20 protein-coding genes, 1 tRNA gene and 1 pseudogene are annotated in these 18442 nt (G+C 57.4%); 8 read left to right on the forward strand and 14 right to left on the reverse strand.

Annotation, left to right across the window (positions count from 1 at the left end; all coding sequences use genetic code 11):
* Nucleotides 1-37: 37 nt before the first annotated feature.
* Nucleotides 38-925 (forward strand): LysR family transcriptional regulator, encoded by an 888-nt coding sequence (locus AACV02_RS13430; RefSeq protein WP_119740223.1) that lies wholly within the window; start codon nt 38-40, stop codon nt 923-925.
* 85 nt (nt 926-1010) lie between these two features.
* The gene (gene treS, locus AACV02_RS13435) at nt 1011-3077 is read left to right on the forward strand and encodes a maltose alpha-D-glucosyltransferase (protein ID WP_119740225.1); all 2067 of its coding nucleotides are present in this window, start codon (nt 1011-1013) and stop codon (nt 3075-3077) included.
* Between the two features lie 40 nt (nt 3078-3117).
* On the opposite strand, the gene AACV02_RS13440 is transcribed toward treS, so the two are convergent.
* On the reverse strand, nt 3118-4062 hold the full coding sequence (locus AACV02_RS13440; protein ID WP_119740227.1) for a LysR family transcriptional regulator: 945 nt from the start codon (nt 4060-4062) through the stop codon (nt 3118-3120).
* Between the two features lie 117 nt (nt 4063-4179).
* Between AACV02_RS13440 and AACV02_RS13445 the strand changes: the two genes are divergently transcribed.
* Nucleotides 4180-4572: a tautomerase family protein gene (locus tag AACV02_RS13445; RefSeq protein ID WP_119740229.1), complete on the forward strand. Its 393-nt coding sequence runs from the start codon at nt 4180-4182 to the stop codon at nt 4570-4572.
* Between the two features lie 46 nt (nt 4573-4618).
* Here AACV02_RS13445 and AACV02_RS13450 read toward each other — a convergent pair whose 3' ends face one another.
* From AACV02_RS13450 to AACV02_RS13460, 3 genes are read right to left on the reverse strand one after another with little or no spacing between them, the layout of a single operon-like run.
* Complete coding sequence (locus AACV02_RS13450; RefSeq protein ID WP_119740231.1) at nt 4619-5224, reverse strand: cysteine hydrolase family protein; 606 nt, start codon at nt 5222-5224, stop codon at nt 4619-4621.
* Nucleotides 5225-5247: 23 nt separating this feature from the next.
* Entirely contained in the window at nt 5248-5538 is a 291-nt protein-coding gene (locus AACV02_RS13455) for a DUF1330 domain-containing protein (RefSeq protein WP_119740233.1), read from the reverse strand.
* Between the two features lies 1 nt (nt 5539).
* The gene (locus tag AACV02_RS13460) at nt 5540-6535 is read right to left on the reverse strand and encodes an aldo/keto reductase (RefSeq protein WP_119740235.1); all 996 of its coding nucleotides are present in this window, start codon (nt 6533-6535) and stop codon (nt 5540-5542) included.
* Nucleotides 6536-6810: 275 nt separating this feature from the next.
* On the opposite strand from AACV02_RS13460, the gene AACV02_RS13465 reads away from it, so the two are divergent.
* The gene (locus AACV02_RS13465) at nt 6811-7350 is read left to right on the forward strand and encodes a GNAT family N-acetyltransferase (RefSeq protein ID WP_119740238.1); all 540 of its coding nucleotides are present in this window, start codon (nt 6811-6813) and stop codon (nt 7348-7350) included.
* A 683-nt stretch (nt 7351-8033) separates the two neighbouring features.
* On the opposite strand, the gene AACV02_RS13470 is transcribed toward AACV02_RS13465, so the two are convergent.
* The 5 genes and pseudogenes from AACV02_RS13470 to AACV02_RS30960 all read right to left on the reverse strand — a co-directional run.
* Nucleotides 8034-9563 carry a sensor histidine kinase gene (locus tag AACV02_RS13470; RefSeq protein ID WP_119740242.1) on the reverse strand — a complete coding sequence of 510 codons (1530 nt, stop codon included), beginning with the start codon at nt 9561-9563 and terminating at the stop codon, nt 8034-8036.
* Nucleotides 9553-10374, reverse strand: a complete 822-nt coding sequence (locus AACV02_RS13475) for an alpha/beta fold hydrolase (protein WP_119740244.1) — start codon at nt 10372-10374, stop codon at nt 9553-9555. The genes AACV02_RS13470 and AACV02_RS13475 overlap by 11 nt, the downstream gene beginning before the upstream one ends.
* A 515-nt stretch (nt 10375-10889) precedes the next feature.
* Nucleotides 10890-11420: a GAF domain-containing protein gene (locus AACV02_RS13480; protein ID WP_119740246.1), complete on the reverse strand. Its 531-nt coding sequence runs from the start codon at nt 11418-11420 to the stop codon at nt 10890-10892.
* An 87-nt stretch (nt 11421-11507) separates the two neighbouring features.
* Nucleotides 11508-12389, reverse strand: coding sequence for a methyl-accepting chemotaxis protein (locus tag AACV02_RS30955; RefSeq protein WP_372239729.1), 882 nt, complete (start codon nt 12387-12389; stop codon nt 11508-11510).
* 24 nt (nt 12390-12413) lie between these two features.
* A pseudogene (locus AACV02_RS30960) lies at nt 12414-13133 on the reverse strand (MCP four helix bundle domain-containing protein); the annotation flags it as partial.
* A gap of 491 nt (nt 13134-13624) precedes the next feature.
* On the opposite strand from AACV02_RS30960, the gene AACV02_RS13490 reads away from it, so the two are divergent.
* Complete coding sequence (locus AACV02_RS13490) at nt 13625-14071, forward strand: hypothetical protein (RefSeq protein WP_119740250.1); 447 nt, start codon at nt 13625-13627, stop codon at nt 14069-14071.
* Nucleotides 14072-14288: 217 nt separating this feature from the next.
* On the opposite strand, the gene AACV02_RS13495 is transcribed toward AACV02_RS13490, so the two are convergent.
* Nucleotides 14289-14465: a DUF3606 domain-containing protein gene (locus AACV02_RS13495; RefSeq protein WP_119740252.1), complete on the reverse strand. Its 177-nt coding sequence runs from the start codon at nt 14463-14465 to the stop codon at nt 14289-14291.
* A gap of 203 nt (nt 14466-14668) precedes the next feature.
* Nucleotides 14669-14755, reverse strand: a tRNA-Leu gene (locus AACV02_RS13500).
* 230 nt (nt 14756-14985) lie between these two features.
* Here AACV02_RS13500 and AACV02_RS13505 point away from each other — a divergent pair.
* A complete protein-coding gene (locus AACV02_RS13505) occupies nt 14986-15282 on the forward strand; it encodes a VOC family protein (RefSeq protein WP_256680499.1) in 297 nt (98 codons plus the stop codon).
* Between the two features lie 70 nt (nt 15283-15352).
* Here AACV02_RS13505 and AACV02_RS13510 read toward each other — a convergent pair whose 3' ends face one another.
* A complete protein-coding gene (locus tag AACV02_RS13510; RefSeq protein ID WP_106579126.1) occupies nt 15353-15634 on the reverse strand; it encodes a hypothetical protein in 282 nt (93 codons plus the stop codon).
* A gap of 182 nt (nt 15635-15816) precedes the next feature.
* On the opposite strand from AACV02_RS13510, the gene AACV02_RS13515 reads away from it, so the two are divergent.
* A complete protein-coding gene (locus AACV02_RS13515) occupies nt 15817-16275 on the forward strand; it encodes a GFA family protein (RefSeq protein ID WP_106579127.1) in 459 nt (152 codons plus the stop codon).
* A gap of 2 nt (nt 16276-16277) precedes the next feature.
* Here AACV02_RS13515 and AACV02_RS13520 read toward each other — a convergent pair whose 3' ends face one another.
* On the reverse strand, nt 16278-16805 hold the full coding sequence (locus AACV02_RS13520) for a DinB family protein (RefSeq protein WP_119740254.1): 528 nt from the start codon (nt 16803-16805) through the stop codon (nt 16278-16280).
* Nucleotides 16806-16930: 125 nt separating this feature from the next.
* Between AACV02_RS13520 and AACV02_RS13525 the strand changes: the two genes are divergently transcribed.
* Nucleotides 16931-17620 (forward strand): tellurite resistance TerB family protein, encoded by a 690-nt coding sequence (locus tag AACV02_RS13525; RefSeq protein ID WP_119740257.1) that lies wholly within the window; start codon nt 16931-16933, stop codon nt 17618-17620.
* On the opposite strand, the gene AACV02_RS13530 is transcribed toward AACV02_RS13525, so the two are convergent.
* Nucleotides 17617-18438, reverse strand: coding sequence for a hypothetical protein (locus AACV02_RS13530; protein WP_119740259.1), 822 nt, complete (start codon nt 18436-18438; stop codon nt 17617-17619). The genes AACV02_RS13525 and AACV02_RS13530 overlap by 4 nt on opposite strands.
* Between the last annotated feature and the right edge of the window lie 4 nt (nt 18439-18442).

Here is an 18442-nt window from a genome sequence, read left to right on the forward strand (position 1 = left end):
GGTTTTGTCATGAATGGCTCAACGATTAAGGACGTTCATGGACAGTTTGGGGGGCATGGCGGTGTTCGTGCAGGCTGGCGAAGTCGGCAGTTTCGTCGGTGCAGGGCGAAACCTGGGTATCTCGGCCTCGGCGGTCAGCAAAAGCATTGCGCGGCTGGAAGCGAAGCTTGGCGTGCGGCTATTTCACCGCAGTACTCGCAGCCTGACGCTGACGGCTGAGGGCACACGTTTTCTGCAACGGTGTCGGCGGGTCATTCAGGAGCTGGAAGCGGCAGGGGAGGAGTTACGCCAGACCGCCTCTTTGCCTCAGGGGCCTTTGCGGGTAAGCCTGCCGATGATCGGCAAGCCGTTTCTGCCGGTGTTTGCCGACTTCCAGTTGCTGTACCCGGATATCCAGCTGGACCTGGAATTCACCGATCGCCTGGTGGACATCATCGGCGAAGGTTTTGATGCCGTGGTGCGCAGCGGCATGCCCAAGGACTCTGGCTTGTCGGCCCGTTGCCTGGGCCGTTACCGCATGCTCGCGGTCGGTTCGCCGGGGTACTTTGCCCGGCACGGTCTGCCGACACGGCCCCGCGATTTGCTTGAACACCGCTGCATTCACTTTCGCTTTCCCGACACGGGCAAGCTGCAGCGCTGGCTGATTCGAGAGCCTGAGCAACCTGAGCTGGAGCTGCCGCGCACGCTGATCAGCAACTCGGTGGAGGGCCGCGTGTGTTTTGCGCTCAAAGGCTTGGGGATCACGTACGCGGCAGACTTCATGGTCAGGGAATACCTGGCGTCGGGTGAGTTATGTGCGGTGCTGGAGCCTTATAGCGAGGAGACCAGCACTTTCAACCTGTTGTGGCCGTCCGGCAGCCAGGTGCCGCTCAAGCTGCGTGTGCTGATTGATTTTCTCAGCCGTCGAATCGGGTTTCTGTCTTAGCCCAACAGTATCAATGCAACGAATCGCCCTCGTGGCCGCTCCTATGCTTACGAATAACCTTTTCACGCACACAGGTAACGGGCTTATGACGGCGGCGGACAACGATCATGTGAACTGGCTGGTTGAGCAATCGATGCTGCACGCGGCGCGCCAGCGCGCCAAGCTCTATTCGGGGCAAGGGCGGTTGTGGCAGCAGCCGTATGCGCATACCCGGCCGCGTGATGCTTCAGCCTTGTCGTCGGTGTGGTTTACCGCGTACCCAGCCTCGATTGTGACCCGTGAAAACGGCACGGTCCTGGAGGCGCTGGGGGACGAAAGCTTGTGGCACGCGTTGTCGAAGATCGGCATCCAGGGCATTCACAACGGCCCACTAAAAAAATCCGGCGGGCTTTCCGGCACGCGGCATACACCGACCATCGACGGCAATTTTGACCGCATCAGTTTTGAAATCGACCCGCAACTGGGCACCGAGGCGCAGTTGCAGGCCCTGACACGCATGGCCGCTGCGCACAACGCGGTGATCATCGACGACGTGATCCCATCCCACACCGGCAAAGGCGCGGACTTCCGCCTGGCCGAGATGGCGTATGAGGACTATCCCGGCCTCTATCACATGGTAGAAATCCGCGAAGAAGACTGGCCGATGTTGCCCGACGTCGCCGAAGGCCGGGACGCGCAGAACCTCAGCCCCGCGCAGGTGGATGCGCTACGCGACAAGCATTACATCGTCGGCCAGTTGCAGCGGGTGATTTTCTTCGAGCCCGGCGTGAAGGAAACCGACTGGAGTGCTACCCCGGTGGTGGTCGGCGTGGATGGCAAGCCGCGCCGTTGGGTCTACCTGCATTACTTCAAAGAAGGGCAGCCGTCGCTGAACTGGCTGGACCCTTCGTTTGCCGCGCAGCAAATGATCATCGGCGACGCCCTGCATGCGATTGACGTGATGGGCGCCAAGATCCTGCGCCTGGATGCCAACGGCTTTCTGGGGGTGGAGCGCAAGCTTGAGGGCGGCGCCTGGTCAGAGAGCCATCCGCTGTCGATTACCGGCAACCAGTTGCTCGGCGGCGCGATTCGCAAGGCCGGGGGGTTCAGCTTTCAGGAGCTTAACCTCACGGTGGATGACATCGCCGCCATGTCACACGGCGGCGCGGACCTGTCCTACGACTTCATCACCCGCCCGGCGTATCAGCACGCGTTGCTGATGGGCGACACCGAGTTTCTGCGCCTGATGCTGCGCGAGATGCACAGCCAGGGCATCGACCCAGGCTCCTTGATTCATGCGTTGCAGAACCATGATGAGCTGACTCTGGAACTGGTGCATTTCTGGACCTTGCACGCCCACGACAATTACCTCTATCAGGGCCAGACTTTCCCCGGCAACATTTTGCGCGAGCATATCCGCGAACAGATGTACGAACGACTGGCCGGCGAACATGCGCCGTATAACCTCAAATTCGTCACCAACGGCGTGTCCTGCACCACCGCCAGCATCATTACCGCAGCGCTGGGTATTCGTGACCTGGAGGCGATTACGCCGACTGACATCGAACAGATCCGGCAGATCCATTTGTTGTTGGTGATGTACAACGCCATGCAGCCTGGGGTGTTTGCCTTGTCGGGTTGGGACCTGGTTGGCGCACTGCCGTTGGCAGCCGATGAAGTCGCGCATTTGATGGCCGACGGCGATACCCGCTGGGTGCACCGTGGCGCCTACGACCTGGTGGACTTGAACCCCGAGGCCGAGCAGTCGGCGGGGCAGATGCCGCGCTCGAAAGCCCTGTACGGCAGCCTCAACCAGCAGTTGCAGGACCCGCAGTCGTTTGCCTCGCAGCTGCAAAAAATCCTCGCGGTGCGCAGTGCCTATGGCATCGCCGCCAGCCGGCAGATTCTGGTGCCGGACGTCGAGCATCCCGGCTTGCTGATCATGGTCCACGAGTTGCCGGCCGGGAAGGGCACGCAGATTACCGCGCTCAACTTTGGCGGCAGCGCGATCACTGAAACCCTGCACCTGCCCAATATCGCGCCGGGGCCGGTGGTGGACATCATCAATGAACGGGTTGAGGGCGACCTCACTGCCGAGGGTGAATTCACCATCACGCTGGATGCTTACGAGGGCCTGGCGCTGCGCGTTGTCAGTCATTCGCCGATGGTTTAAGTGCCGAAAGGGCTGATTGGAGCATCGATCAAGTGCCGCATTAACGCGGCGTTTGAGCGTGAGGCTGGCGATCAACTGCATCCTCTGCGTCGCGCTGGCGCAAACCTTCGGTAATGCCTTGGGCCAGCAATGTGTTGGCCTGGCGCAGATTGCCTGGTTGCTGCGGGTGTGCCAGCCAAACGTCCATTTTCAGCTGAAAATCACTCAGCTCGACGGTGGTCAGCTCATCTGCCTGAGCACTGCTGGTTAACAGCGTTGCCGGGATGAGACCCAGCCCGAAACCGGCCGCGACCATGCGCATCTGCATCGCCGCGCCATGGGTGTCCAAGGCCAGTTTGAGCGTGTGGCCGTGTCCGCCCATGGCCGCTTCCAATGCCGCGCGATACCCGCAGCCTTTGGGGTTCAGCACCCACTCGACGGCTGCCAGGTCGTTGATCGTGACGGTCGGGGCCACCCGCGGTGTGCGCTTGCTCTGTACCACCCGAATGTCGAGTGTTGTGATCAGTTGCGCTTTCAGCGAGGCGGGTGGGCTATTGGCGGCGGGCAGCATCAGCGTGGCTGCATCCAGTTCGCCCAGGAGCAGGCTTTGCTCGAGCTCGGAACTCCAGTGGGTGACGATCTGCAGTTCGAGCCCGGGCAGCTGGTCGCGCATACGCGTGACCACCTCGAGCGCCACCGCGTCCGCGACGACCTGCGTCAACCCCACACGGAAGCGCCCGCTGGGTGTGGCATTTTCCTGGGGGATACTCAGCAGGTGCTCCGCGTCCTTGAGCAGCGCCACGGCTTTTTCGTAGACGCGACGCCCGATGGCAGTGGGCGAGGGCGGACGCGTCGAGCGATCGAATAATGCGTCGCCCAAGGTGTCTTCCAAGTGCTGAATGCGACGAGACACCGCCGACTGCGTCAGGCAAAGCGTTTGCGCTGCCTTGGTCAGTGACGCGCTATCGACCACGGTGACGAAGGCCTTCAAGTCTTGAAATAGCATGCGAAATACTCATCATCTTTTAGAAAATTATGCGCTTGATGAATCTTGCCGTCGCGACTAGCGTGGTACCACTGGCCGCCGGTGTGGATGGCCGCTCACCCTGTTAAGGATATGTTCATGCCTTTAGTCCGAATTGACCTCGCCGCCGACACCTCCACCGACACCGTAACCACCATCGGTGAGGTGGTATATGCGGCGATGACCAGCGTTGCCAACGTGCCTGAGCACGATAAATTCCAGATCATCAACCGGCATGCCAAGGATGAACTGGTGTACCCGGCGGCCGGTTATCTGGGGATCACCTACACGCCCAGGATTGTGTTTATCCAGGTAACGTGGAACGCCGGGCGCAGCATTGAAGTGAAAAAGGCCTTTTATACATTTATCGCCGAAGGCATTCACGCCAGGACCGGGTTGCGCAAGGAAGACGTGTGGATCAGCCTGGTCGATGTGAAGCGCGAAGACTGGTCATTTGGTAACGGTGAAATGCAGTACGCGCCGACCGAGTGACCCAGGCACTAAAAAAGGGGCGACTCAGTCTGAGTCGCCCCTTTTTTTATTCGGCGTTCAGCGCCTGCAGAAACGCTGTGTGTTGCAGCGTTTGCGAAAACATCGGCAAGGTGAACTGCTCGGCTGCGTGCTGTTGTTCTTCACTGAACGTCGCGGTGCAATCGGTCAAGGTCACCACGTCATAGCCTTTCTCGTAACCTGATCGAACCGTGCCTTCGACGCAGCAGTTGGTCAAAAAGCCTGCGACGACCAGGTTCTGGATGCCATTGTTGCGCAGGACCAAATCCAGGCCGGTGGTGGCGAACGCATCCAGCCCGCGTTTGCCTTCAATCACAATATCGGCGGCTTCGCGCGTCAGCGCGTCGCTGATCTCGGCGCCCCAGGAGCCGGCGCGAAAGGCGCTGCCGTCGGCCACGCCCTTGAGGATGCCGTAGGAGCGCGTGGTCAGCTCAGGGTAGCCGTCGGCAAATTGGATCGGTAAGTGGATGATCTTCACGCCCAGCTTGCGTGCCTGCTCAATCGTGGTGGCGGTGTTTGCCAGCATGTTGGAGGTGTGCATGACGTCTTTCACGGCGTCATGGAACACTCCGCCGGGGGTGGTGAAGTCGTTCTGGTATTCAATCAACACAATCGCGGTTTTATGCGGGTGCATGGTCGCTCTCCGATCAATAGGGTTTATTCATTGCTGCTTTCAACCAGGGCGACGCTGTAGGTCGCACCCTTCAAACGGTGTGCAGCGACCGCCTGATACGCGGGGCTGTCGTACCAGGCGCGCGCCGCCGCGGGGGTGGGGAACGCCAGGATTACCATACCTTCTGCCTGTGCGCCCTCGAGCGCGTGCGGCGTGCCCTTGACCACCAGGTCAATGGGGTGCCCGTCAAACGTATCGCGGACCTGGCTTTGGTACAGGTCCAGCTGTGACTGGTCGTGGGTACGTTCTTTGGTGAACACAATAAACGCGGTCATGTCAGTGGCTGCTTGGGGTAGGCGCATCGGGGGCAATAAAGCCCTGGTCTTTCAGCGCTTGCCAAAATTCGCGCGGGACGCGGGCCTTGATTGCCTGCGTGTCTTCGGTAATACGCGAAGGCCGACTTGCGCCAGGGATGACGGCGGCGACCAGCGGGTTGGCCAGCACAAATTGCAACGCTGCTGCCTTGATATCGACGTGGTAGTGCTGGGCGATCGCGTGGATTTTCGCCACCTTGTCGAGCATGGCGGCAGAGGCAGGTTGGTACTCGAAGTGCTTGCCGCCGACCAGCACGCCGGAGCTGTAAGGGCCGCCCGCGACAAACTCGGCGCCTTTGGCCTGAGCTTTGGTGAACAGGCGTTGCAGCGGCTGCTCATGATCCAGCAGCGTGTAGCGACCGGCGAGCAGGAAACCGTCGGGCTGAACCTCCTCCAAATCCAGCAGCAGTTCGCAAGGCTCAACGCGGTTAACGCCCAGCCCCCAGGCCTGAATCACACCTTCTTCCTTGAGACGCGACAGCGCCTTGAAGGCGCCTTTGCGGGCAATGTTGAAGTGTTCGATCCACTCATCACCATGGGTGTCCTGGGCCACATCGTGGACGAATACGATGTCCAGTCGGTCGGTGCCCAAACGCTGCAGGCTGCTTTCGATGGAACGCAAAGTGGCATCGGCCGAGTAGTCGCTGAGCATCTTGTTCGGGTTGCCCTGGCTGAACGGGCCGGAGCCTGCGTTTGCGTGCACTTCGTCAGACACCAGGCGGCCGACTTTGGTGGAAAGGGTGTACGCATCCCGAGGGTGATGGGCCAACGCCTTGCCCAGGCGAGTCTCGGACAGCCCGGCGCCGTACAGCGGCGCGGTGTCAAAGAAACGGATGCCTTGAGCCCAGGCGGCGGCGACGGTAGCGGCTGCCTCGTCTTCATCAATGGCGCGGAACATGTTGCCCAGCGGCGCCGTGCCGAAGCCCAGTTGCCCGATAATGTTGTCTTTCAAACTCATTGCATCACCTCGGCCTCATCAGGCCTTTAATCGTAGGTCAAGCACGACGGTTGGGTCGTGTTCGTTGAGGAATTTCTCAAGCGAGAGTGAAGATACATGAGTGTAAACATCTATTAAATAGATTCTGTATAAAATCTATTTGAGTTTTTTGAGTGTTCAAGCGTGAGTGAGGTTTGCCTGGCTGCTGATCGGTCTGGTGCAAACAGGCTGATTATTGCGATGCTAACGGCCCACGCGTCACGACCCGCCCACATCGAATTCATGGAGAAACATCGATGCAATCGCTGCCCATCCCGCCGTCCATCGTCGGGCACACGCTTGAGTTACGCCCTTTGGACAGCGCTGATTTCGAAGCCCTGTACCGCGTCGCAGCCGATCCGTTACTCTGGGCTCAGCACCCGAGCCCAACCCGCTATCAAGCGCCGGTATTTCGTGAGTGGTTCGACCAGGCATTGACGTCGCAGAGCGTTGTGGTGGTGATCGACCGTGCCAGCAACGCGTTGATAGGCAGTTCTCGCTACTACGACTTCAGTGAAGAAAAACGTGAGGTTGCGATTGGGTACACATTTTTAGCCCGTGAAAAATGGGGCGGCGCAGCGAATGGGGAACTCAAGCGCCTGATGCTCGACCACGCATTTCGCTGGGTCGACACCGTGTGGTTCCATATCGGCGCTCAGAACATTCGCTCACAACGGGCCATGGAGAAAATCGGCGGAAGGTTGTCGCATTCCGCGACGAAGGATGTCGCCGGGCGCACCCAAGAGAACCTTTTTTATAAAGTTGAGCGTGATGCGTTTGTGGGTAACCAGTTGTAGTGGATCAGGATGCGAGTGTGATTGTCGGTCGGCAGGACGCGGGGGGATTTGCGGAGGGCAAAACGAGAAGGAACGGCAGCTGTGGTTCGATCTCCAACAGAGACCTGCGTGCACAATGTGATGCTTTGAAGCGTTGATCGATGATCGAGAGAGTGAATTTACTTCCCGAAAAATGTAGAGGTGCCACCTCTAATACATCAGTTTCGACACCGGCGATGCATTGGGAAAATACCCTTCCTGGGCGGCTTCGATGCCGCAAATACTAAATTGCCGCCCAATCAAAGAGGCGACGACATGCGGATGTTGATAGCGGCGGTAGGGGTTCAGGAGCTTCAAGATGGGATTCGCAACAACACTCTGGGGAAGCAATCTCCACAACCTCTGGCAACTCTGCAGCAACCGGCCTGAACACGCTTTTCGTTGTGGCGACAGGATGTTATTCGATCATCAAGAATGGCAGCCCATTCGTGATTACGCCCAGAAACTGCTTGGTCTAATGGAGTGCATGGAAATACAGCCTTACCTGGACGACCTGACAGTTGATTGTCGCAACGAGGTAAATGGATACATCGTTGCCAATTTCAAGCGTACATGACAGCCGTCAATGCCCAGCCCCGCGCTGGGCTTTTTGCATCTGGCGAAAGCATACGTATAAGAAAGGCGCTCCGTAGAGCGCGTTATAGCTACTTGATCCAGGCTTGCTTTAACGGAAAGGTAGCCATGAATGCTGTCCCACTTTCAATGGTTGAACTAACCGAAACCGTGCCGCCGTGTGCCTTCACGATTTCGCGAACAATGAAAAGCCCCAATCCAACGCTGCGACTGTCTTGCGCAAGATTGACACCACGGGTCATCGGACTGAAGACCGTGGCCAGAAAGTCTGGAGGAATCGGTATACCCCAGTTGTGCACCACCAACTCGAAACCTTGCTCCGTAATGGAGGAGGTTACTGTCACCGGGCGATCCACCGCTCCGTACGTAACAGCATTGGAAATAAGGTTGCCTGCAAGCTGCGTAAGCCTATCGCTGTCAGCCATGCATAGACCCTGGCCATTGATTGAATGCAGAAACTCTCGTTTGGGATAAACGATTCGAAGCTGCTCGACAGCCGCACCGATCAGCAGGTGTAGGTCGATAGTCGTTTTTGTTACCCCAATACCGCGCCCTATTCTGGCCTGCGTGAAATCCAACAAATCGTTGATAAGCCTGCGTGCCCTTTGCGCCGCTTCCTGAGTGTGCCGAACCAATTGTCGCTGCTTAGGGGACAGATCATTGCGCTCAAGCACCTCGGTGGCCATTGAGATCACCGAGAGGGGATTACGCAGATCGTGACTCACTATGCCAATCATTTGCTCAGAGAACAGAGCACGATCTTCTGCTGCTGCCTGCTCCCGTTTTACGTCTGTAATGTCATGAAGAATACCGACAAACTGAACGAGCTTGTTATTTGGGTCGAATGCCGCACGCCCAGTGGAGAGTACCGTGCGCTGAACGCCATCAACGCCGTTCAAACTATAAGTGCAGCGATACTCCTGAGCAACCGATCCGAGAGCCGCCGAAAATAACTCGGCCTCTCTTGGGCGGTCATTAGGGTCTATTAGGTCTGAGTACACTGAGGCCGAAACATCTTGGTTTGACGGATAACCGAGCAATTGCGCGACGCTGTTATCGTAACGACGCTCAAGTGTCACCGGGTCGACGTCCCAAACGTGCATTTTGGCCGACTCCAGAGCAACCCGCAGCCTGGCATCGGCAACCGACAAATCCCGCTGAAGCGCCAGGTGAGCTTCGAGCGATTCCTCAGCTTGCCGTTTGGAAATCAGCACTTCCTGCTCGAATCGATGCCGCTCGATCACTACAAAAGCGCAAACCTCATCGAAAATGCCTCCAAGGTGCTCCCGCCTTGTTGCGTTGAGAATCATGGGTAATTTTTTACCCTCAGACGTCGCAAACTCAAGCTTTACCTCGCAGATGGAACGCTGCATTTCAAGCAAAGGCATCCAGTGAGTTTGATGGAAAATCCGTCCTCCGATAGTCAGCAACTCTTGAAGCTTACGTCGGCCAACCAACTGATCTTTGGAGTACCCCAGCCACTCGCAGAAGGTGGTATTTGCCCGAAGGATTAAACCGGCCTTGCTGGTGATAATGAGGGCGCAGGGAGCGTGCTCGTAAAGCAAGTCGGCATCAGGGAGTGGGTCGTCATTAGCCCCCATGAGCAATTCGACCCTGAACGCTTGCAATGAAGCTTTGGATCGAATTGATGCATAGATCAGGAGCACTCAGGTGCGGGCAATGCCCCACGTTTTCTATCACCTCAAGACGATTATCCGGGATCACCTTGTTGAGGTAACGACCGACTTCGACAGGTGCAATGATGTCGTCGGAGGACTGAATAATCAGCGCCGGCGCCAGTAGCTTGGCCACGTCATTGCGGTTATCAGATAGGAACGTCACCCTGGCGAACCGCTTCGCAATATCAGGGTCTGTCTGGCAGAAGCTATTGGTTAATTCGACACCAAGATGGGGCTGTTCAGGCGCGCCCATGATGGCGGGGGCCATGGAGCTGGACCAGCCAAGGTAGTTGCTTTCCAACGTCTCCAGAAGTGAGTCGATGTCCTCCCTGCTGAAACCACCAAAATATTCACCATCGTTGATATACGACGGTGAAGGCCCAACCATGATATGCGCCCCAAATAGGTCAGGACGCTTATTGGCGGCGATTACGCCAGCCATAGCGCTGACAGAATGCCCGACAAATATGACCGGGCAGTCCGCAAACTCCTCAATAATCTCCACGATGTCTTGCGCGTACCCTTTTAATGATGAGTACCTCACAACCTCGTAGGCTGAGAGGTCTGACTTCCCACAGCCTACGACGTCGAAAAGAATCGTCCGAAAGTTTTCGCGGAATGCCGGCTCGACCAGTCTCCACATATTTTGATCACACCCAAAACCATGCGCAAAAACTAGAGTGGCAGGGCCTGAACCGTGGACGCGTACATTGTTGCGAATTAGGACAGACATTTAAGCCTCCTGCGCTGATCACACATGGAATTTGAAAGGGCGAGTTTAACAGTCTATGTCATTAAGTGCCGTCGTCCGCCTTGCTTGGCAGCAAAAACCTGGACGATAACAAGTCTCAACGGGCATGGTCCGGAGGCTTATTTGAAGGCGGCGGACGAGCCCTGGGCTGAGCGCTACATCGCTGACGAACTGCCGGTTGGACAGGCGGTAGGCGGCGGCACGCAAGGTAGGCATGCAGCGCTACCCACTTCAATCCTTAGGTCTCGGCGGTGTCCAGTATGTTGATACGCTGCGCAAGGGGTGTCATTCGACAAATAAAGGGAATATTCAATTTGCCAAATTGATGGGGTGTTTGCCGGTGAACGCCACGGTGGATTCGCACTTCGACTCGTTCCCAGTCTCCTCCAGTACTTCGCGCTCCATAAAAACAAGCGCCTGGCCATCGAGCAGGACCTTGCGGCCCAGGACTGGAAACACACTCCAGTGTTGCACGCTGACGATTAAATCAATGAGTTCTACGTAGCCTGACAAGGACTTGCTGGCGTTTGTTCAGCAGCAAGGTTGGTGAAAAAAATGCAGCCTATTAACTTGGCGAATAAAACTAACGTCTCCTCAAGATCCGGGTCTTCAAACAATATTGAGCGTGAGTCCAGCGCGCATAAAGCGCCAAAGAGGCGTCCATCAGGAAGGAAGATAGGCGCGCCTGCATAACTTTCCAGTCCGTATTGCTTGACGACATGGCGATCTGAATATCTGTGATCGCCACTGATTTTTGGAATGAAGAGGGCTTTGGGGTTTCTTCTCAGTTCGCTGCAGAGGGTGATTTCCAACTCCAGGATATTTCCTGCCTCTATCCCTAAATGGGTTGGGTCGCACACTGAGCAAACTATCCAGTCCTTTTCCGTGAATTTGGCAATGCCTGCAAATCGCATCCCTGTCAGGCGCGTAACAAGCTGCAAAATAGTGCTCGTGGCCTCCAGTTCAGCTATTTCAGAGCGTTCATCTGCGCTCAGCACAGAGTGCAAGGCAATCTCATGAGAAGCCATTTTTATCCTCTGCTGTCTGTCGCTGAGCGTGTCACTGTTGATTTGTGAATCTGTGCCATGAACCCTGCACTGTGCTTGATCCAGCTTTTAAGTCCGGAATCGGAGAACCAAGTCGTTCAAGTTCACGGCTAGACGTGATAATTCATTGCTTGCAGTCAACGTCTGGCGAGTGCCCTCAGTGCTTTGAATTGCCAAGTCACGAATGCTTATGAGACTGCGATCTACGTCACGTGCAACGTGAGCTTGTTCCTCGGAAGCCGTCGCGATCTGAATATTGCGGTCGTTGATTTCCAGCACGGAATCAATAATTTGGCGCAGCGATTGGCCTGCTTGCTCTGCCGTATCTCGCGTGATGTAAACCTCAGAAGTGCTCTTGTGCATCAACTCCACTGCGGCTGAAGAACCGGCTTGGATGGTGGATATCATCTGTTCGATTTCCTGGGTCGAAGTTTGGGTGCGGTGCGCCAACGCCCGAACCTCATCGGCCACCACTGCAAAACCTCGGCCCTGTTCACCCGCACGTGCCGCTTCAATTGCTGCATTCAACGCCAGGAGATTCGTTTGCTCGGCAATCGCCCTGATCACACTCAGCACTTTGGTGATGTCTTGAGCCTGGCCTGCGAGTTCTTTCACCTGGTCTGAGGAGACTTCGACCAGTTCCGTCAGTCCGCGCATGGCCGTTAACGTTTCAGTCACTTTTTGATTGCCCAGATCAGCCGCCAAGCTGGACTGCGTGGCCGCCTCAGATGTGGAGTTGGCATTGCGCGCGACCTCTTCGACGGCGGCGCTCATTTCGGTCACTGCTGTGGCCGCTTGCTCGATTTCGCTGTTTTGCTGCTGAAGGGTGCGATCGGCACTTTCTGTGATCGAAGTCATTTCAACGGCTGCGGTACTCAGTTGAGCAGACGCTCCCGAGATTTCTAAAATCGTGCTTCTGAGATTTTTCTGCATCCGATTGAGAGCATGCATCAAGCGCGAGGCTTCGTCTGAACCTGTCACTTCAAGGTCGTGGGTGAGGTCGCCAGACGCGATATCTTCCGCCAACTTCAGCGAGGCGCTGATGGGGCTGACAATGCTTTTAGTGAACAGGGTCGCCAGGACGATGGTTAAGATAAATGCGACTACCAGTACCGAAATCAAGACGTTAACGCTATGGGTATATACATCTGTCGCGTCTTGCCCCGACACCACCGCCTGACGCGCATTTTGCTCACGAAGAATTGTTAGCTGCTCCTGATAGGCGCTTGCTCGCTGTGCCTGCTCTGTGTTCGCAAAAAGGACAGCTTGATCATGATCGGCAATATCGAGGGCAAGTACGTTCTTGAGGCCGTCGATGTAGACATTCATAGCTTGGCTTGTCTTCGAAAACTGCAGTTCATCCTGCTGGCCAGAAATCAGGTGTTCACGGTAGAACTCGGTCTTCGACTGGAGCGTCTGTATGGCGCCTTCGACCAATGACAGCGATTTATCATGCACATCCTTGGTCGTGCTCGACAGCATGCGGATACTTTCAAGGCGAGCATGGAGCAGGGCGATTTGAATGTCGTCAATGACCTGGATGCTGGGCAATGAGTTTTGCTCGATGTCCTGCTCTGCATTACGCAGGTGATCTATCTGCAGATACGAGAAGCCCGCCAAGCTGATGAGCAGAAGTGTGATTAGCCCAAAGCAGACGAAAGCCCTGCGCGCGATATTCAAGGATCTTAATTTCATATAGGCCTCCGAAGGCCGGGATTTATTGGCGTGGCAATCCACATCATTTTGTTGAGCGCGAACAAAACAGACTGTTCATGCAGCACAGTGACTCTCGGCTGCAGCTTGGGGGGCAGACGTAAATCCAGGAATACAAAAGAATGAATCGAGATAATAGGCGCGCTAAATAATTGCGCGCTTATGAGTTTTAGGCGCTTATGCCGTAAGCGGGCCGGAGGAGAGTTTTCGATTAATCCAAGCGGGGGTGTGCCGCAACGACGTGCGCACCATTGCAGGCTTCGCGCATTGAACTACGCTTGCCGGGAGCGCTCTGACTTCGATCATTTTGGTAACTGATAGGGCATCATGGACAAGCGGCTTGCGGGTCTGTCAATACTGCTGACCCTCGGGTGGGTCGTCACGGTGGCGGCCGTCATGTGGTATTTCTACGACAATTAATCTGAAGGCCGAATCGATTCAGGCCTTTTAATCCTGACGTTCCCCAGGGCCGTATGGCCTTTGCACCCCTCGAAGACTTCCGATGGCATATCCCTGATGCAGTCACAACCTTACCCGTGCGATGGCTCGGGCTGCTCAACCGTGACCCTGAACTACTCACCAGAGCGCTTTCTGGGTTCCCAGAAGATATGGCTGTGCGCAGGATACTGATCGACTTCGCGCTTGGCGGGGTTGGCCATGCCACCCATCATCTTGACGAGTCTTTATTCTTAAGCTGTGTTGACGAGGCGACCTCAGCGCTGGAGCGTGCCAGACGACTCATAGCAGAAGCCCCTGATCCCGAAGCGCTGGCGTATCTGACATCTGAAGTGCAGCATTTCGACCGCCTCATCGCGGACTGGAAAGCCTATTCGGAAAATCCCGAAGGCGGCTTCCCCGAATGTTGCGCGAAACTGGGACGAGACTACACATATTCCGCCAAGGTCTACTACGAGAGATGAGGCGGCGACAGACCCAGCGCGCATCAGGTTTCCTCAAGTGCGAGTAGGTTTTCATAGCAGTTTGAGAGCGGCGAAGGATCACATCTGAATGTGGCATCGGTGTTCCTCCCTGAGGCGAACAGCGTAGCAGGGAGCTTCTTCGGTGTGGCGCTGTAGGTTGCCGCAGACACCGCGAAGAAATTGAACACGCCCTGCCAAGCGCAGGGCGTGTCTGACATTACTTGCCGAGTTTTTTACGAACGTCAGTCACCATCGGGCCAACGGCTTTAACCGCGTCTTTGAGCTGTTGCTCTGTTACCCCGAACTCCTTCGTCCAGTGATTTAGCTCCCAAGGTTCTGATGTGTTCACTCGAGCACGATCTTGAGGCCCACGGTTTTTCAGATCATCAGACATACTCCACTCCCTGCGGGTTGGCCTGGAGGGCCCAGGCGACTCTCGATAGAGCATGGGAAAGTATGGGTAGTTCGATTGAGGTTACAGGAGGGTAATTGCATTCGGCAGGACGCCGCAGGAGGGCAATTGCGGAACAGGTGTGTCAATTGCGGAAAAAAGAAAAAGGCCTGCATGAGTTTCCTCATGCAAGCCCTTGATATCTATGGTGCCCGAACCCGGAATCGAACCGGGACGCCCTTACGAGCGGGGGATTTTAAGTCCCATGCGTCTACCAGTTTCGCCATTCGGGCGGTAGCGCGGTGCAGCAGGGTTGGGAATATATAGACCCAGGCGCTTGGATGCAAGGTCGAACGTTGTGTTTGTTGCATTCGCGCAAAGTTGAAAAAGCTTGCCAGATCAGTGGTCTACACGAGAAACCTGCCGTCGAGGCGAGGGTTTTGACACGCCACGACATGCTCCTGTCACCAGCTGACGCAGCCCTGAATTAGAGTGCGCCTGCGCATTCCAGTCAGGTTGGCTCATGAAATTTGCATCCGTTCGCATCGTCACTCAACCGTTTGAGCAACGCATACCGCTCTATCGAAAGCTGTCGACTATCGAGCCGCAGCATCGGGCTGACGGTTTTGCCGAGATGGATTTCGAGGGTGTCGTTCTGGCGATAAGCGACGAGCGCTTGGTCCGCTTGCATCACAACGGACTGGCCGTCACTGCGAGTAACTGCTCGGCGATCCCGGCATTTCAAGTGGAGGAGGTCGAAGCTGTCCTGCTGCGGGTCAGCAGCACGCAAGTAGTCATGCCCGTGACAATGCTGCCATAGGGCAATACTTGCGCACTGCTGCAGGAACCCGACGGTAACCTGGTGAATATCTTCTCAATACCCGAACAGCTCAGACAAAGTGCTGCCCGCTGAACCCGCGTGGCAAGCGCTGCAACCCGGGCAGGTCGGTCAGGCGTTGCGTCCACGCACTGCGCCAGTCGCTGGCAGCGTGGGTCTGGGTTTTGCGCGCGGAGCGGCGGGCGGCATTGCGTTGTGTGCGGCGCGCTTCTTTGTAGGCTTCGGTATTGCGGCAGGTGCGGCATTTGACTCGGTTCAGCTCGGTGCTGGACGTAAGATTGCTGCCGTGATGGCCGCAGGCTAGATGCCCGGCGACCTTGAAGTGAGTGACCATGTAAGCGTCTCCTTCTTATGGGGGTACGCGCATCCCAGACCAGCAGGTGCACGTGAGCAGGGCGGGGCAATTAACCCCGGCGCCTCAGGGTTTTGACTCCAGGCGCGGCGCGGCGTTCGGTTTTGTTCCGCGGCGGGTTCACGTTACCCTGTGAGGCCAACAATCATAAAAAGGAATGGATGATGACTGTCGACGTGTTGCCGCTGGAAGGCAGTTGCCGGTGTAACCGGGTGCGCTTCAGCGTGAGCCTGCCCCCAGTGATTACCATGGCTTGCCATTGCAGCGGCTGCCGGAAAATGACCTCAAGCGCGTTCTCCCTCAGCGCCTTGATCCCTGCCAGTGGCTTTACCGTGACCCAGGGTTGCCCGGTCATAGGCGGCTTGCACGGTGTGGACCGTCACTATTGCTGCCCGCATTGCATGAGCTGGCTGTTTACCCGTCCCCATGGCATCGACGAATTCGTCAATGTGCGCGCGACGTTGTTGGATGACGCCCACGACTACGTGCCGTTCATGGAAACCTGGACCAGCGAAAAGCTGCCCTGGGCCTCCACGCCTGCCGTCGAAAGCTTTGCGCAATTGCCAGCGCCGCAGGACTTTCCACGCTTGATGCAGGCCTACGCCGCGTTCAGCGCACGCTGAGTTCAGTCAATCAGTGCCAGCAGGTCGGTGTCGCCTACATCCACGCCCGCTTGGGTCAGCAGCGTGGTTGCCTGGCCTCGGTGGTGGGTCTGGTGATTGAAAAAATGCACCAGCAAGCCAAAGAACGGCTTGTGGTTCGCGGCGCCGCGCATGTTGTGATAACGCAGGTGCTGGTCCAGGTCGGAATCGCGCAGGCTGTGCGCCCACTCGATGATGAGCTGATCCAGCCATGCGCGATGGGCTGACAGCACGCGCACATCGGCAAAGGCCAGCTGCTTGAGGTCGGTGGGTGTGGCAATCGCACTTAAGGGGGCCAGCGCCGAAAAGCCCGCGGGATGCTGGGCAAAACGTTTGAGCCAGACGGTATCCCCCAGCGCGAGGTGATTCAGCGTGCCGAGGATTGAGCCAAAAAACGCCTGTCGATCCGCCGCCAGCTCCGCGTCCGTCAGCGTGCTGGCGGCGTCGTAGAGTTTGCGGTTCATCCACTGGTTGTAGTTGGCCATCAACACGATGTGCTCGATACGGTTCACGGGTGTTCTCTCTCAACGGCGCAGTGGCGTCATCATAGAGCGTGCCTGCCCGGCGGTCATGGTGTTCCAGCAGCGGCGGGCTATGGTTGTTGAATGCCAACACTGCGCCCTGGGAGGGTAAGACCATGAACACCAGCGATCTATTGGAACAATTGCTGCGCGGGCAGTCAGGCAGCGCCTCCTCGGGCGGTGGCCTGGGCGGCCTGTTGGGCGGTTTGCTCAAAAACACCAGCGCCGGCAATGCCTCGGGCGGCGGTGGGTTGGGTGGATTGTTGGGTGGCCTCGGTGGGCTGCTGCGCGGCGGGCCCGCCAGCGGTACGACGCAGGCGCGTTCCGGCGGGATGAATTACGCGGCATTGGCGTCTCTCGGGATGGCCGCGTTTCAGGCGTATCAGGCCTGGCAACGACAGCAGGCGTCTGCACCCCAGCAAGCCATTCAGACGGTTGACCAGCTCGACGGCCCTGAGGCCGAGGCCCACAGCCATGCACTGTTGCGTGCATTGATTGCGGCCGCCAAGGCGGATGGCAAGATCGATGCGCAGGAGCAACAGATGATCAGCACCGAGATTGGCCGCCACACCAACGACCCGCAACTGCAGCAATGGCTTGACGCCGAAGTGGCCAAGCCGCTGAATGCTGCGGATTTTGCCGAGTATGCGCGTGACCCGGCGGTGGCTTCGGAGATCTACCTGGCCAGCGTGATGCTGGTCAATGATCAGCAGCAGGAAGAGCGTAGCTACCTGGATAAACTGGCAGGGCAGTTGCAGATCGATCCTGATCTGCAACTGCACCTGGAACAGCAGGCCAAGGCTTAGAAGCGAAGGGTGGCGCCGGTCGTCAACCACTGATCGCGCGCGCCGCTCAGGCTCTGCCCGACGACGACATCCACATCCACCAACGCGCCGAGATGGAAGCGGGGCCCGGCCTGCCACGCCTGGTCGCCGCCTTCCTGGCCGTAGCGCTCACCGATCAGTGTCAAAGCATGCGCAAGCTGATATTCGAAGCCCGTGCCCCAGGTCAGGCGGTGGTGTTGTTCGCCGCCGTTGTAGGCATGTGTCCAGCCGCCATTGAGGTTCAGGCGCAGCGCTTCGACAGGTTGCCAGGTCAATGGCACATTCAGGTCCGCGCCGTCGAACGCGTGCTGGCGGTCCAAGGCAAAATGCGACGTTGCCGAAACCGCCAGCTGTAGCCCAAGGTCCTCGCGTGACCACACCTGCGCCTTCACTTGCGGGCTGACCTGCGTTTGGGCATCACCGGCCTGGCTGGCGTGCGACAGTGCGGCGCTCCATTGCACCGAGGGCAGTGCGTTGAAGGTACAGGCCGGGTTCAAGGTTTCGCTGTGGCTGTTGCTTTGGTGCCGATTGGCGGTGTACCAGGCGTCCACATTGCATTCGCCCGGGGCGTTGACCGCGCCGTCATCAACCATATAGGCACCACCGGCCGCGTGAGCTTTGGAAAGCAGCGCGATGAGCAGGACAAGGCCCAGGGTCACGCCGATAAACGTCAGGTTACGTTGCAGTGCACGCCGCTTGGCCGGCGGCAGCAGCAACAGGGTATGGCGAGCGCCGCGATAGTGACGTGCGCGATATTTGGCAAACCCGTCTTGGCGATGAGGGGTGTGTTTTTTGTGCATGATG

This window comes from Pseudomonas sp. Larv2_ips, assembly GCF_963879675.1.
GTDB lineage: Bacteria > Pseudomonadota > Gammaproteobacteria > Pseudomonadales > Pseudomonadaceae > Aquipseudomonas.